Source organism: Desulfonatronum sp. SC1, assembly GCF_003046795.1.
GTDB lineage: Bacteria > Desulfobacterota > Desulfovibrionia > Desulfovibrionales > Desulfonatronaceae > Desulfonatronum.
This window is the reverse complement of sequence record NZ_PZKN01000010.1, coordinates 56,587-70,533: the sequence shown is the minus strand read 5'-3', so window position 1 is coordinate 70,533 and position 13,947 is coordinate 56,587. Positions and strand designations below refer to the sequence as shown.

Sequence of the window (13,947 nt, the reverse complement as noted above, 5' to 3'; positions counted from 1 at the left end):
TGCTGAAAATGTCCTTTGCAGGCCTGCTTCCAACACTCATCGCGGCCCGTCACGCTCGCCGCCGCAAGCCCGGCCCTTGAACCCGAAGAATAACTTCAGAGTCTTCTTCACGCCGTCAGAAAAAATCTTCTCGCTCAGATGCTTTCCGGCCACCTTCTTGTTGATCTCGGCCAGGGTCGGATAGGGGTGGACCGCTCCGGCCAGAGTGCTCAGTTTGACCTTGCCGCCCAGCACCGCCACCCATTCGCCCAAAAGCTCCCCGGCATGCGGCCCGACGATCTGCACGCCCAGCGGTTTGCTTTTCTTATCCAGCAGCAGCTTGATCCGCCCTTCCCGCTCCTCTTCGGCCAGGCTGCGGTCGTTTTCGGCAAACTCCTCGGTCCAGACCGTATAATCCAGCCCCTGTTTTTGAGCTTGCTTCTCGTTCAGTCCCAGGCTGGCAAACTCCGGGTCCGTGTAGGTGCAGGCCGGCATCCAGGTATAGTCCGCCTTGCGCGGTAGGTGAAACACGGCGTTGGTCACCACCACCCCGCCCTCGTATCCTGCGGCGTGGGTGAACTGGTACGCCCCGGTCACGTCGCCGCAGGCATAGATGTGCTTCTGGGAGGTGCGCAACCGGACGTCCACCGGGATGCCCTTGCTACCGACCTCCACCCCGGCGTTCTTCAAACCAAGGCCACGCGTCGTAGCGCTACGGCCCAAGGCCACCAGCAGGACAGTAGCCTTCACCGACGTCTCGCTCCCGTCCTGGGTCTTGAAGTCCACCTCCCGCTCCTGTCCAAGGTCCCTAACGCGGAGCAGTTCCGTGCCGAGATGGAACGTCACCCCTTCACGCTCCAGAATACTCTGAACCAAACCAGCCATGTCCGCATCCTCGCGAGAGAGGATTTGCGTACTGCGCTGGATCACATGCACCAGGGAGCCCAGCCGGGCGAAGGCCTGAGCCATCTCCACGGCAATGGGCCCGCCGCCGATAATCATCAGGGAGGACGGCAGGGAGTCCAGGGAAAAAATCTCCCGGTTCGTCAGGTAAGGCGTACTGTCCAGCCCTTCCAGCCTGGGCACGGCCGAGGTGGAGCCCGTGGCCACGACCCAGCTTTTGGCCGAAACCTTACGAACCTCTCCAGCGTTGGTCGTGATTCGGGCCTGGTGCTCGTCCAGGAACTCGGCCCGACCGAATGCCACCTCCGCCCCCAGCTTGCAGAACCGCTCCGGGGAATCGTGCGGCTGGATGGTGGCGATGACCCGTTGGATGCGCTCCCGGACCCGGCTAAAATCCACAGCCGGGACCGCGACTTCGGGTAAGCCGTAACGGGCCGCCTGCTTCATCTGGTGATATATGTGGGCCGATTTGATCAACGTCTTGCTGGGCACGCAACCATAATGAAGGCAGTCCCCGCCTAGAACCGATTCTTTCTCCACCAAAAGCGTCTTGGCCCCGGCCTGAGCCGCTCCCGCAGCCACGGTCAATCCAGCTGCTCCGGCACCTATCACGGCGATGTCATAGTCGTATTGTGGCATGGCATGTATCCAAAACTATAAAAAGTGGTCTCTCGTTAGATTTTTTATTATATTCAACTTAGAAAATCCATATTTGACATCCGGCTCCAAATAACAGCCCTCACCCCATTCATTCCATGCATTAACAAAGACATATTGATAATCAGAAGAAAAATTTTTCTTTGTCTCAGAGATACGATTTTCAATAAAGTACTTGAATGTTCCAAGAGAAAAATTATCAAAACAAATTCCAGAATTCTTATACCTAGGTGTATTGTCCCAGCCAGGGAAAGCGCCTTTAAAGCGGATATAACCAGGTTCGGGCTTCATCATCATATTTATGGCGGTTTGCTTGTAATCGTAAATCCGAAATCCTGTTTCAAGCTTTTTTTCAAGACAAGAAACTGTCCAGTCCGGAGCAAACTCAATAGAAGCATCAAATCCATACAATTCAGGGTGTATATTATACACCAAAGACTCCACACACATCAGATACAAGCCTGTAAAACCATGCTTCTTTGCAAGATATCTCCAAACATGGCTATACATTTTCGCATCTGTGATATCGTCAGGGTTGTACACGACAAAAACAGGTTTTCCTTCAATCTTTATATATCGAGAATCTTTGAAATATTTAATCAATGAATAAAAAATTTGGACAGCATTATCTTCGGAATAATTTTGCTTGATCAAAACTTCTTTGTTTTGACCGTACCAGGCCCTTGTCCAACTTTCATTGGCCCAGCACAAGCAGAATTTATTTCGTATTTTCTTATTATGATGAACGATCTGAAGCGGTTTTTCCAAAAGAGTGTGTCCATCAAAATTATAGTAATAATAACAAAATCCATATATCCCAGAATTTAACGCCATATTATGCTGAAACAACAAAAAATCTTCACTTGTTAAATCGTAGTAGCCGATGACCTTGGCGGGGATCTTCGGCTGATCATGCCCACTGAAAAAAGGCTTCGCACTTTTTACATTGTCCCACTCAGTAAAACCATCTCCCCACCAGGAATTATTTTCTGGGATAACATGGTATTGCGGCAGGTAGAAAGCTATTAACTTAACCATTCTGATGCCATGATTTACCTTATTCAGGAACGTCTGGATAAAGCTTGTTCTGTCTTAAACGATACCAGACCATGATCTTTTTCGTGGCCAATGGGAAGATACCCAGCAGGACAAAAGAAAAAATCAAACCCGGAGAGAGGATACCACCTAATGAATCGATCCGCCCCAGTTCCCGGCCGGCGTTGACGTAGACAAGGGTGCCGGGGAGCATGCCCACCTGGGAGACCCAGAAGAAAGTGCGCAGCTTCATCCGGGTCAATCCCATGACCAGGTTGATCATCCAAAACGGGAAAAGGGGAACCAGGCGCAACGTGAACAGATAAAAAGCCCCTTCCCGCTCAATGCCTTGGTTGACCGCAACAAGACGTTGCCCGAACCGGCGCTGGACCCAATCCTGAAGAACGAACCGGGAAACGAAGCAGGCCAGCGTGGCCCCGATGGTGCTGGCAAAGGAAACCACCACCGTTCCCACCGCCAGGCCGAACAAGGCTCCCCCGACCAGGGTCATGATGACGGCCCCGGGCAGAGACAGGGAAGTGACCAGAATATAGACGCCCATGTACACGGCGATCACCGTGACGGTCTTTTCAGTGTACAGGGACTGAAACCGTTGCTGGGAATCCTTGATGTAGTCGAGGGAAAAATACTGCCCCAGGTCAAAGAGAAAAAACGCCCCAACCAGGGCGGACAGGGCCAGTACGAGTGCGATTTTCTGAACGGATTTTGATTGCATTTTGGTTACCGCGATTGTTTTGTGCTTCAAACCAGGTCTGCTGTGTGCAAGCGACCGACCGGCCGCCTCTACGTTGCCGCGATGCTCCCCCCTCAGGTGAACCCGGAACCCGCGGTACAGGCATAGCAATGCTCGGCCGTGGCAATGGACGCGCCGGGAATAGGGGGGCTGTGCATTTTTGTGACGTGCTGTCGCATCCCGCCCAGGAGAATGCCCTTGGCCAGATGAAAATCGCAGTCGTGCAGTTCCCCGCTCCAATCCACGGAAACCAGATTCCGACACATCAGGCCGGTCACAGCCTCGGGATTGAAGGCCTCAGTCAGGCGAGCCACGTACTGTTCATAGTTGCCTGAAGCCTCGAGCCATGTCCGAAACCGGCCCAAAGGTACATTGGCAAAGGTGTACAGGCTGTTGAAGACGATACCCCACTTGCGTTGCAGATCCCGGCGAAAACGCTCCTCTGTCCGACCCTGGTCCGGCGGCATGAACGCCCCGGCCGGGTTGGAAACCAGGTTGAGCTCCAGCCCGGTTCCGGGCTGTCCGTAGCCCAGGGTGTTCAGCCACTGCAGGGCGCTTACGCTGCAATCCATGACCCCGCTGCCGCGCTGGGCGTCGGTCTGGGAGGCATGGGTCGCCGGAAGCGAACAGACGAGAACGATCTTCAAGTCGCGACAGAGCAGTCCGAGGTGCTCCCGGTCCGAGTCCGTGATGGCGGTGAGGTTGGAGCGGAGCATGACCCTTGGCACTGCCGCGGCCAGACGAGTCAGGAGATGATCGATTCCCGGAACCATTTCCGGCGCGCCACCGGTCACGTCGGCCGTCTGGAACCCGCCTCGGGCCGCGTAGTCCGCGACCTGGTCCATGGTTTTCCGGTCCATGACCTCTTTGCGGGACGGCCCGGCCTCCAGGTGGCAGTGTCGACAGGACTGGTTGCACAGCAGCCCAGTGTTGATCTGCAGTGTATGAGTCTGCTCACGCACCAGGCGCAGCCCGTACTGGGCCAAGGTCTGGGCAAAACCGACACAGGCGGAAGGGCAAGGTGCTGGTTGGGTTTCCTGCATGGCAGGATCTTGCGGTTCCAACGTCATGTCAAAATCATCCGACATGCCTACAAGGAAAGCTTATCCACGACATTGCGCATCTGTAATCCATGAACGAGAGACGCGCCCCCGCGGATCGCCGCCGCCACATGCACGGCTTCGGTCATCTCCGCCGTGTTCGAGCCCTGCTCCAGGCATTCCTTGGCATAGGCGTCGATGCAGTAGGGGCACTGCACGGCATGGGCCACGGCCAGAGCAATCAGGCTCTTTTCCCGAGCCGTAAGTTCTCCCTCGGCCATGACGGCACCGTAGTACTCGAAAAACTTCGCGGCCAGTTCCGGCGCGTCTTTGCCGATTTCAGAAAAACGCGCCAAATCCTGCGGGTCGTAATAGGATGTCATGGGTTCCTCGCTTTGCATCAAAGGTTGCAAGGACGTCGGGATATACGCCCTATTCGTTCAAGTCCCAGGTATAATCATTAGGATATTCTGCCGGAAAAGCAACACCCGCCAGTGGCGGCGCGTTCGCCGAGATTTTGCCAAGCGACTCCGCCTCTCGTTTTAGAGCAACTTGAAAAACAAAACGGCGGCCTACTGGATGTAAGCCGCCGTTCTTGATTCACTCGAGTATACGCGTCGACGTTGATCAGACTTTGCGCACCGTGACGAAGTGCTCCTGCATGGCAATGGCCCCGCCGGCCAGGTCCCATTTCTCGATACCTCCGGGCATGAGCATGTGGTCCGCCACGCCCTTGCCTCTGGCTCGGCTTTCCACCGGGAGAGTATGCCCGAACCCGTGAATCATGAACACGGCTTCGGGGTGAATGAAATCGGTCAGGAATGTCTTGATCTTTCCAGCATACCCGTTGGCCGCGACTTCCACGGTCTGGCCGTCGGCGATACCCATGGCCTTGGCCGTCTCATTGTTCATCCAGAGCACGTTCTCCGACATCTGACCAGCCAGAATCGTGTTGTTCACGGTATGGCCCTGGGTATGCACGCCGCAACGCCCGAACGTAATCCTGAACTGGCCTTCTCCGGGCTTATCCGGGCTGACGTAGGGTTTGAGCGAGGGCAGGCCCTGCTTTTCCCATTTCTGGTTGATGATTTCGATCATCTTGGACGGCGTCTTAAACGCGTACTCGTCCGGGGTGAAGTACTTGGGCGTGTCGGTCAGGGAAACCGAGCCCTTGGCTTGGAAATCTTCGATTTTCACACCGGTTCCATCCAACTGGTAAGCCCAGATGTCCTCAATGGAATCAAAGGCCAGCTTGTCCATGCCCAATCGCTTGGCCAGCCCGCCCAGAATCTCCCAATCCGCCCTGGTTTCAAAGCGCGGGGGAACGGCGCGGTTACGGATAAACATGGACGGCTTCAGGCCGCCTTTTCCCGCCAGGATGCTTTCCCGCTCCAGATACGTGGACAGCGGCAGGACCACGTCCGAGTACCAAGCCGTGTCCGACCAACTGAAGGTCACGGAAACCATCAGATCCAGCTTGTCGAAGACCTTCTTCAAGGCCTCCGGGTCCGGATAGGCCATCAGCGGGTCATGCCGGTAGGCGATATACGCCTTGACCGGATAGGGCTCTTCGGTCTCGATGGCTTTGAAGGCCAGATGCAGCAATCCCGGCCCGGCGTCAAAGTGGGGATACTTCCAGCCTACGCCGTCCGCGCGTTTGTCTTCCGGCTTGGGATAAAAATCGACCAACTTTTTCAAGCCTTTGCGGCCGACGTCCTTGGGCGTTGCGGCGATGGGCAGCCCACCCTTGGCCCCGATGGAGCCCAACAACGCGTTGATAATGTAGGCTGTGCGGGACATGTAGAAGGAGTCGGAGTAGCGGGCGTTCATCCAGCCAGGATGCCAGATCACGGAGGGGCTGGCCGTGGCCAGTTCTTCAACGAACGTCCGGAGTTCCTTGGCCGACACCCCGGTTTCGGTCTCCGCCCATTCCGGAGTGTACTGGGCGGTGAAGGCTTGGAGTGCGTCCATATCCTGGATGAAGCGGGAAGCGTACTCCGCGTCGAAGAGCTGCTTGTTCAATATCTCGTGGATAACCGCCAGGTTGAACGCATAGTCCGTTCCGGGCCGAACCATGAAAAACCGGGTGGCCTTGCTGGCGGTAACAGTGGCCCGGATATCGATGACGGTCAGCTTGCAGCCTTTGCCCAGGGCGTCCAGGGTATCATTGACCTCCTTAACATTGATGGCCTCGAACAGATTCCGGGTTTGCAGCACGATATGCTTGGCGTTCTTGTAGTCGTAGACCATGGCCTTGCGGCCGAAGCCGAACACGGATTGGGCCGCGTGCTGGACATTGCGGGCGCAGGCTGAGTCGTGGTTGCAGTAGTTGGGGGAGCCCAAGCCGCGCATAAAGGCTTGGTGCAGATCAATGAACGGGCCGCCCCGATCGCTCCAGAGCACGCCCTTCCCGCCGTGAACGTCCGTCACGGTCTTGATTTTCTCCGCGACATAATCCAGGGCCTCGTCCCAAGTCACCCTCTTCCATTTGCCCTCGCCTCGTTCGCCTTGACGGATCATTGGAAACTGCGGTCGCTCTGCGTCGTTGAGCAAGGCAAGCCCCGCTCCGCCCCGTGCGCACAAGGCTCCCTGCAAGCCCGGCGCATGAGGGTTACCCTGGATGTACGTACACTCGCCGTCCTCCACGTCCACCTGGATGGGACAGCGCACCGTGCACATCCCGCAGACACTGAAAACTTTTTCCTTGGCCATTCGTTCCCCCTGACTATTTTTGTAATCCCATGAGCCACTGCACCTGGAACGGTGCGACGTAACAATGGACAATAAATCAAAAAAATAATTCGTAGTATTTAAGTACATATTTATAATATCACAAGTTGACTCGCCAACGCAATATGGTTTCTCAAAACACATCAAAGTATTTTTTTCACAAAACGAACATCCCTTGACACCGATTTCCAAAATATGCTTAACACTGCTTACTTCAAAAACAACAAACTTTTTAGATTATTAACGAGTTAGTATTATTCGCATTCAAGTTACGCTACAGCGAAATTTTCACGGAAACAGCGGACGAGACGACCTTGCATTCAAACTTTTCCGTGTTTTTCCGTGTGTTTTGTGGGCCATATTTTGGACGTCTTGATGATGAAATCATGACGTTTTACTGTAGTGACAACCATTCACAAAAAAATCACACATTGATGCCATTTAGTGAATTTGGTCTCGTAAACAAGAAACGAATATCGCCACATCTTGAAACATGACGGTTCTCTTTTTTAGTTGCGTAAAAGTTTTGATACGCCCATTTTTTGCGTATTTATCATTCAAGGAACGTGCTTCAACACCACCCTACATGTGCCGCTCCATGTGCTTCTGCCCCATGACCTTCGGCTGGCCTGCTGCGTCATTTCCGGTGGCCCCTTCGCCTACGAGGATCAGTACGCCATCGTCGATGGCCGTGGACGAACCGTCCAGAACCGCAACGCCTGTTTCGCCCTCAACCCCTCCTGACGGTAGGACAACCTGATGCGCACATTGGCCTACGTCGCCTTCGGCGTCCACCTTGGAGCCCAAATCCCTGATGCCACATTTTTGCGGCAGTTTTGTCGCGGATTATCGTAAAAGACTCTTAACCCTTTGCAGGAGGTGTCCTCGTGAGCAAATATTTCATCAAAACCAACCAGAGCCGCTGCATCGACTGCAGGGCCTGCGAGATTCACTGCCAGGCCAAGAACGAGCTGCCGCCCGGGGTTCGGTTCGGCAAGATGGTCAGCGCCGGACCGGTCATGAAGAAAGGGCTGCCCAAAATCATGAACATGTTCATCCCTTGCTTTCATTGCGACCCGGCTTGGTGCATCCTGTCCTGCCCCACCGGGGCCATGACCAGGCGAGGACGGGACGGTATTGTTCATGTTCAAACAAATCTCTGCGTCGGGTGCAAGGCCTGCATCCAAGCCTGTCCCTGGAATGTCCCGGCCCTGAACAAAGATACGAAAAAGGCCTTCAAGTGCGATTTGTGCATGGATCGACTGGATCAAGGCTTGAAGCCAGCCTGTGTAAGCGGATGTACGGCGCATGCCTTGGAGTTTTTGCCAGCCGCGGAGGTTTCCTTCAAAAAGACCGAGGCTCCTGCAGTCGGGTTGCTTCTCCAGAAGCATCGATCATTGCCCAGGCAGTAAGGCGAGGCAGGGCAATATGCAGGTTTTCGTAAACAGTGTAACATGCAGGGGAGGGTGTGGAATGCACAGAAAAACATTTTTGATTGCAGCGTTACTGCTGACATTTGGGACGATCATGATAGCATCCGAATCGGGCTGGGCACAGGTGGCCAACCTCCAGGAGGCCATTGACGCTGCTCCCAAGGGCACGGAACGGGGCGAAATCAACCCGGAAGCGCCGCTTGGCTACCTCGGCATTCCCGGCGGGCCGCAGATCAATCTGATCCTGGCCTTCTTCTGGGCCATCTGGGTCGGCTGGATATTCTCCACCGTCGGCGCTTTCGGCGGCATCATGGCCGGCGTCGGACATATTACGGTGTACGGTCTGGGCAACTATGCCGGAACCTTCCGACAGTCCGCCCCGACCATCAACCGGGCCGTCACGGACTCCATTCGCGTTTCCAACCAGTTCATGGTCGGAACCAGTGCTCTCATCTCCTCCATCAACTACTACAAGATGGGTCGGCTCGTGTTGCCGGTGGCCGCGGCCCTGGCCATCGGTTCGATAGCGGGCAGCTATCTGATTCCCTTGCTGACCGCCGGTAAAATATCCTTCCGTGACTATGTCGGGTACTTCGGAATCTTCGTCTTGTTCCTGGGCTGCTACATGCTGTACGAAACCACGCCGCGCGGCGCGGCCGGCAAAAAAAAGGCCAAGCAGGCCGCGGACGCTTTTGAATCCACGATGAAAAAGAAACGATCCGGCGAGAAAGTGGACACCAGCGAACTGGGCGTTAAGATGACCAAGTTTTCTCTCGGCAAAATCGCTTTCACTTTCTATGGCGTCGAGTTTTCCTTCAATCCGCTCTTCCCGATTTTCGGCGGCTTCATTATCGCGGCCATCGCCGCCTTTTTGGGCGTGGGCGGCGGGTTCATGCTCGTGCCCTTCCTGACCAGTGTCACCGGCCTGCCCATGTACCTTTCCGCGGGCACCTCGGCCCTGGCCGTGCTCATCGGAATGATCACCAGTATTCTGAGCTATTTGCAGCAGGGCGTTCTGGTCCACTGGCCGCTCATCGGCACCCAGTTGGTGGGCATTGTCGTCGGCTCCATGGTCGGTCCGTATACCTCTCAGTATATCCCGGACAAATGGCTGAAACGCGTCTTCATCATCCTGGCCTTCTACGTCGGCCTGGACTTCATGGCCCGCGGTTTCCTGGGCAAGAACATCATGACCATGTTCTTCGGCTAGATCGATAACCTTCTTGAGAAAAAGGCTGGCGGCGACCGCCAGCCTTTTTTTTCTCTTCAATCTGGGATATGTATTCCTGTATGCAAGAATTTCACGAAATATACACTTCCATATACCAATGGCTGGATATGTTCCTCATCTCCACCTTTCGCCTCATCTCCAATCCGGTCAGCGGTTTTTTCTTCGGAACGTTTCTCTTGTCCCTCTGGTGTACCTTGATCGGCGAACTCACTTCCCTCGGGGTCGGGCGCATCAACCGCACACATCTCAAGAAATTGGAGCAGGAATCCATCCGCCTGCACAACCTGTCCGTCAAGGCCATCATCCACAAGGATAAGGAAAGCTACCGGGCCTGCAACAAAATGGCCAATGAAGCCTGGGGCAAGTACTTTTTCGCCACCATTTCCCAGAGTGCGGCTTCGGTCTGGCCCGTGCCCTTTGCCCTGGCCTGGATGCACACACGGTTCGAGGCCATTGAATTCGAACTGGCCTACCCCATCCCCCTGCTGCCCGATGTGGTGGGCTATCCGGCCGTGTTCATCCCCATGTACATTCTGGTCCGGATCTGCTTTGCCAAGCTCAAGCCCTGGCTGCCCCTGTTCCATGGCGACGACGCGCCCAAGCTGCGCCGCCCCGGCCAGGAAGACGAAAAAATGATTACCTGGGCGGATGTGGACAAGCACAAGGGATTGCCGGGGTGATCACTTCCCGGAGGTGCTCTCGCAACCGTCCTTCCGGTCCCAATATCCAGTGTCACAGCGGTCACGTTCCACCGGAGGTCTCATGACGCCCAGACATCACCTGAAGATACTGCTCTCTTTGTTGTTTCTTTTTTTCCTGGCAGCATGCGGCGATCAACCGGCCCCGGTCAAAGTAGACATGACCCTACGAGAAGAACAGACATCCGGAGAGCGCCAGCCGGTGATCACCTATGCCTACCTACCCCAGTTCTCACATACCGTCTCCTTCGAGCGCCACCACCGCCTGGTCCAGTATCTGTCTGAAACCACGGGATTGAACATCCAACAGATCTTTCCGGAAACCTTCCATGAGCACATGCTCATGGTCGCCCAGGGCAAGATCGACATTTCCTACGCCAATCCCTTTGTTTACGCTCTGACCGCGGAAAGCTCAGGGGCCAAGGTCTTCGCCAAGATCGTGGAGCCCAGCGGCGAAGCGGCCTTCGGGGGTCTGATCATCGTCCGCGCGGACAATCCAGACATCCGCACTCTGGCGGACTGTCGCGGCAAGCGCTGGATCGCCGTGGATCAATTTTCCGCCGGAGGCTACCTGTTCGGTCTGGGCCACTTCATCGACAACGGCATCCAACCCGAGGACTTCGCGGAGATCGTCTTTGCTCCCGGGCCGGGCGGCAAACAGGAAAGCGTAATCCTCGGCGTCTATGCCGGGCGCTACGACGTGGGCACGGTGCGCGAGGGTGCGCTGGAATTGTTGGAAGACAAAATCGATCTGGGTCAGATCAAAATTCTGGCCCGCACGCCGCGCTATCCAGGCTGGAGCTTCGCGGCACGGGCCGGATTAGCCGAGGAAGTGATCCGGGATGTCAAGGAGGCCATGTTCGCCCTGGACATCTCCAATCCGGAACACCGCTTGATCCTGGAAAGCGCGGCCATGCGCGCCATTCTTCCCGCCAGCCCCGAGGATCTCGACGCCGTGCGCGATCTGGTCCGCCGGGCCGGATTGGAATAGCCGCCAACAAAGGACTTTTCCAACACTCAGCTATGCGCGCCGCTCTCCAGTACCTTTCCCGCCTTTCCTTCCAGACCAAGATCAATCTCGGACTGGCCCTGATCATCGTCTGCTTCGGCCTGCTACTTGGGGCCATCAACTACGCGGTCAGTTCCCGGGCCGTGCTCCGAGAAGCCTTGCTCCGGGGCGAGGTGCTCTCCGTGAACCTTTCGGCCCGCTCCGCGGAATCCATCCTGTCCATGAACTTCCTCCGGCTGACCAACCTGGTGACCGAGATGGTGGACCAGGGCGACCGCAAGGACTTGGTCTATGCCTTCATCGTGGACCGCCACGGCCAGGTCATGGCCCACACCTTTCGCGACGGATTCCCCGTGGCCCTGCTCCAGGTCAACCAGGTAGAGGATCATCAACCCTTTGGAATGCGCTTTTTGGATACCGGACGAGAACGGCTGTATGACTTCGCCGCTCCGGTGATGGTTGGGAGCACCCGGCTAGGAACGGTGCGCATCGCCCTGTCCCACTCCACCATCAAGACGGCCATCGACCGTCTAATGTGGATCAACCTGGCCGCCACCGCCGGGGCGACCCTTTTAGCCCTGATCGGCAGCACCTTCTTTGCCCGCACCGTGACCAGACGGATCAATGCTTTGCGCCACTCCGCGGAACAGGTCGTCAAAAGCAACCTGGACGTTCAGATCAGCCCCGCCCCGGACAGGAACTGCTGGGAAATCATGAACTGTAAGGAAAAACGCTGCCCGGCCCACGAGGACCGCCTGCGCCGCTGCTGGTACCTCGCCGGAACCTTCTGTCCGGACTGCTCCGCGGGCAGCTTTCCGGAAAAACTCGACGACTGCCGGAACTGTCCGGTCTACCGCCGCAACTCTGGTGACGAGATCCAGAGCCTGGCCGAATCCTTCGACTTCATGGCTCTTACCTTGAAGAACCATATCGAGGAACTGCGCCGTTCCGAGCGCAACCTGGCCCGACAAAAGCAGCTCTTGAACACCATCTTGGACGTTACCCCGGACCTGGTCGCCCTCCAGGACGAAGAACTGGCCTATCTGGCCGTGAACAAGGCCTTTTGTCGGCACGTGGGCCGGGAGGAGGAAGAAATCATCGACGGCACGGATTTCGACATTTACAGCGACGAGCAGGCGGATCGCAATTACCATGAGGACATGCAGATCCTGCTCACCAGTCGCCCCTTGTCCAAGGAAATCATGACCCGAGGAGGCAAAGGCAAGAAGTGGCATCACGTGGTCAAGGTTCCGGTGGTGGAGAACGACAGAATCATCGGGCTGCTTACCACGGCCCGGGACATCACGGTGGTCAAGCAGTATCAGGAAAAACTGATCCATTCCCAGAAGATGGAGGATCTGGGACGACTGGCCGGAGGAGTGGCCCACGAAATCAACACCCCGCTGAGCATCATCCTCGGTTATTCCCAATTGCTGCTCAAGGACTTTCCCGCGGACGACCCAGTGGCCCAGGACATTGGGATCATCGAGAAACAGGCCCAGGTCTGCCGCAAGATCGTGGCCGACCTCCTCAGCTTCTCTCGGACCACGGAACAAGCCGCCCTGCCCATGGATATCAACGACTCGCTGCGGGAAGTGGCCGAGCTGGTGGAGCATATCTTTCGACAGAACCGGATCATCATCAACCTGCACCTGGATGACAGGATTCCGCCCATTTCCGGGGACAAGGAGCGACTGAAGCAGGTCTGGATCAACCTGTACAACAACGCCGCGGATGCCATCGGCGATGACGGTTGCATTTCCGTCACCTCCAAACTCTGCGCCCATCGACGTCGGCTGGTGGTAGCCGTGGCCGATACCGGAGGCGGAGTGGCCGAAGACGACCTGGACAAAATATTCGAGCCTTTTTTCACCACCAAACCCGTGGACAAGGGAACAGGGCTGGGGCTATCCGTGACTTTCGGCATCATCAAGGACCATGGCGGACGCATCAGCGCCATCAGCCCGGTACCCAGCGAGTATGTGGACGTTTCCCCTGCCTGCTCCAAAAAACCCGGACCGGGAACGGTTTTTTTCGTGGAACTGCCGCTGGAAGGCAACGAACTCCCCCCGGACGAATGCATTGAAATTCCCAAAAAGGAGGCGTGATGGCCGATATTCTGGTTTTGGACGACGTCCTGGACGTGGGCATGATGCTGCGCCGCATTCTGACCCGCAAGGGCCATCAGGTCCACGTGTTCAGCGACGAGGAACCGGCCTTCGAGTATGCCCGCAAACACCCGGTGGACATGGCCATTCTGGACATCAAGCTGAAGAAGATGAGCGGCGTGGAAGTCCTGGAAGAACTGAAAAAAATCAACCCAAGAATCCGGGTGATGATGCTCACCGGCTACCCCACTCTGGAAACGGCCAAAGAGGCCTTGCAGCTGGGAGCGGACGAATACTGCGTCAAACCCATCGACATCGACGAACTGGAAGAGAAGACCGCCGAAATTCTGGCCAAGGGATGACGAAAGGG

Annotated in this window: 13 protein-coding genes; 7 read left to right on the top strand and 6 right to left on the bottom strand. The window is 56.1% G+C overall.

Features of this window, described 5'->3' with window-relative positions; genetic code table 11:
- Window positions 1-36: 36 nt before the first annotated feature.
- From C6366_RS07390 to C6366_RS07365, 6 genes are all read right to left on the bottom strand, one after another.
- The gene (locus C6366_RS07390) at window positions 37-1,521 is read right to left on the bottom strand and encodes an NAD(P)/FAD-dependent oxidoreductase (RefSeq protein WP_107736686.1); all 1,485 of its coding nucleotides are present in this window, start codon (window positions 1,519-1,521) and stop codon (window positions 37-39) included.
- A 15-nt stretch (window positions 1,522-1,536) separates the two neighbouring features.
- Window positions 1,537-2,577, bottom strand: a complete 1,041-nt coding sequence (locus C6366_RS07385; protein ID WP_107736685.1) for a glycoside hydrolase family 99-like domain-containing protein — start codon at window positions 2,575-2,577, stop codon at window positions 1,537-1,539.
- Between the two features lie 19 nt (window positions 2,578-2,596).
- Window positions 2,597-3,310, bottom strand: a complete 714-nt coding sequence (locus C6366_RS07380) for a TVP38/TMEM64 family protein (protein WP_107736734.1) — start codon at window positions 3,308-3,310, stop codon at window positions 2,597-2,599.
- A 92-nt stretch (window positions 3,311-3,402) separates the two neighbouring features.
- The gene (arsS, locus tag C6366_RS07375) at window positions 3,403-4,371 is read right to left on the bottom strand and encodes an arsenosugar biosynthesis radical SAM (seleno)protein ArsS (RefSeq protein ID WP_107736733.1); all 969 of its coding nucleotides are present in this window, start codon (window positions 4,369-4,371) and stop codon (window positions 3,403-3,405) included.
- 47 nt (window positions 4,372-4,418) lie between these two features.
- Window positions 4,419-4,751 carry an arsenosugar biosynthesis-associated peroxidase-like protein gene (locus C6366_RS07370; protein WP_107736732.1) on the bottom strand — a complete coding sequence of 111 codons (333 nt, stop codon included), beginning with the start codon at window positions 4,749-4,751 and terminating at the stop codon, window positions 4,419-4,421.
- 244 nt (window positions 4,752-4,995) lie between these two features.
- Window positions 4,996-7,080: a molybdopterin-dependent oxidoreductase gene (locus tag C6366_RS07365; RefSeq protein WP_107736684.1), complete on the bottom strand. Its 2,085-nt coding sequence runs from the start codon at window positions 7,078-7,080 to the stop codon at window positions 4,996-4,998.
- A 618-nt stretch (window positions 7,081-7,698) separates the two neighbouring features.
- Here C6366_RS07365 and C6366_RS19550 point away from each other — a divergent pair.
- The 7 genes from C6366_RS19550 (at window position 7,699) to C6366_RS07335 (ending at window position 13,939) form a co-directional block, all read left to right on the top strand.
- Entirely contained in the window at window positions 7,699-7,842 is a 144-nt protein-coding gene (locus tag C6366_RS19550) for a hypothetical protein (RefSeq protein ID WP_158269685.1), read from the top strand.
- Between the two features lie 143 nt (window positions 7,843-7,985).
- The gene (locus tag C6366_RS07360) at window positions 7,986-8,510 is read left to right on the top strand and encodes a 4Fe-4S dicluster domain-containing protein (RefSeq protein WP_107736683.1); all 525 of its coding nucleotides are present in this window, start codon (window positions 7,986-7,988) and stop codon (window positions 8,508-8,510) included.
- A 115-nt stretch (window positions 8,511-8,625) separates the two neighbouring features.
- Window positions 8,626-9,741, top strand: coding sequence for a sulfite exporter TauE/SafE family protein (locus tag C6366_RS07355; RefSeq protein WP_107736731.1), 1,116 nt, complete (start codon window positions 8,626-8,628; stop codon window positions 9,739-9,741).
- Window positions 9,742-9,821: 80 nt separating this feature from the next.
- Window positions 9,822-10,442: a hypothetical protein gene (locus tag C6366_RS07350; protein ID WP_107736682.1), complete on the top strand. Its 621-nt coding sequence runs from the start codon at window positions 9,822-9,824 to the stop codon at window positions 10,440-10,442.
- Between the two features lie 82 nt (window positions 10,443-10,524).
- Complete coding sequence (locus C6366_RS07345) at window positions 10,525-11,451, top strand: phosphate/phosphite/phosphonate ABC transporter substrate-binding protein (protein WP_107736681.1); 927 nt, start codon at window positions 10,525-10,527, stop codon at window positions 11,449-11,451.
- 32 nt (window positions 11,452-11,483) lie between these two features.
- A complete protein-coding gene (locus C6366_RS07340) occupies window positions 11,484-13,577 on the top strand; it encodes an ATP-binding protein (protein WP_107736680.1) in 2,094 nt (697 codons plus the stop codon).
- Entirely contained in the window at window positions 13,577-13,939 is a 363-nt protein-coding gene (locus C6366_RS07335) for a response regulator (protein WP_107736679.1), read from the top strand. The genes C6366_RS07340 and C6366_RS07335 overlap by 1 nt, the downstream gene beginning before the upstream one ends.
- Window positions 13,940-13,947 lie beyond the last annotated feature (8 nt).

Excerpts from the sequence above, each read along its gene's own strand:
- C6366_RS07385 (WP_107736685.1), bottom strand. The coding sequence starts at position 2,577 with ATGGTTAAGTTAATAGCTTTCTACCTGCCGCAATACCATGTTATCCCA.
- C6366_RS07390 (WP_107736686.1), bottom strand. The coding sequence starts at position 1,521 with ATGCCACAATACGACTATGACATCGCCGTGATAGGTGCCGGAGCAGCT.
- C6366_RS07350 (WP_107736682.1), top strand. The coding sequence starts at position 9,822 with ATGCAAGAATTTCACGAAATATACACTTCCATATACCAATGGCTGGAT.
- C6366_RS07340 (WP_107736680.1), top strand. The coding sequence starts at position 11,484 with ATGCGCGCCGCTCTCCAGTACCTTTCCCGCCTTTCCTTCCAGACCAAG.
- C6366_RS07380 (WP_107736734.1), bottom strand. The coding sequence starts at position 3,310 with ATGCAATCAAAATCCGTTCAGAAAATCGCACTCGTACTGGCCCTGTCC.
- C6366_RS07370 (WP_107736732.1), bottom strand. The coding sequence starts at position 4,751 with ATGACATCCTATTACGACCCGCAGGATTTGGCGCGTTTTTCTGAAATC.
- arsS (WP_107736733.1), bottom strand. The coding sequence starts at position 4,371 with ATGCAGGAAACCCAACCAGCACCTTGCCCTTCCGCCTGTGTCGGTTTT.
- C6366_RS07365 (WP_107736684.1), bottom strand. The coding sequence starts at position 7,080 with ATGGCCAAGGAAAAAGTTTTCAGTGTCTGCGGGATGTGCACGGTGCGC.
- C6366_RS07335 (WP_107736679.1), top strand. The coding sequence starts at position 13,577 with ATGGCCGATATTCTGGTTTTGGACGACGTCCTGGACGTGGGCATGATG.
- C6366_RS07355 (WP_107736731.1), top strand. The coding sequence starts at position 8,626 with ATGATAGCATCCGAATCGGGCTGGGCACAGGTGGCCAACCTCCAGGAG.
- C6366_RS07345 (WP_107736681.1), top strand. The coding sequence starts at position 10,525 with ATGACGCCCAGACATCACCTGAAGATACTGCTCTCTTTGTTGTTTCTT.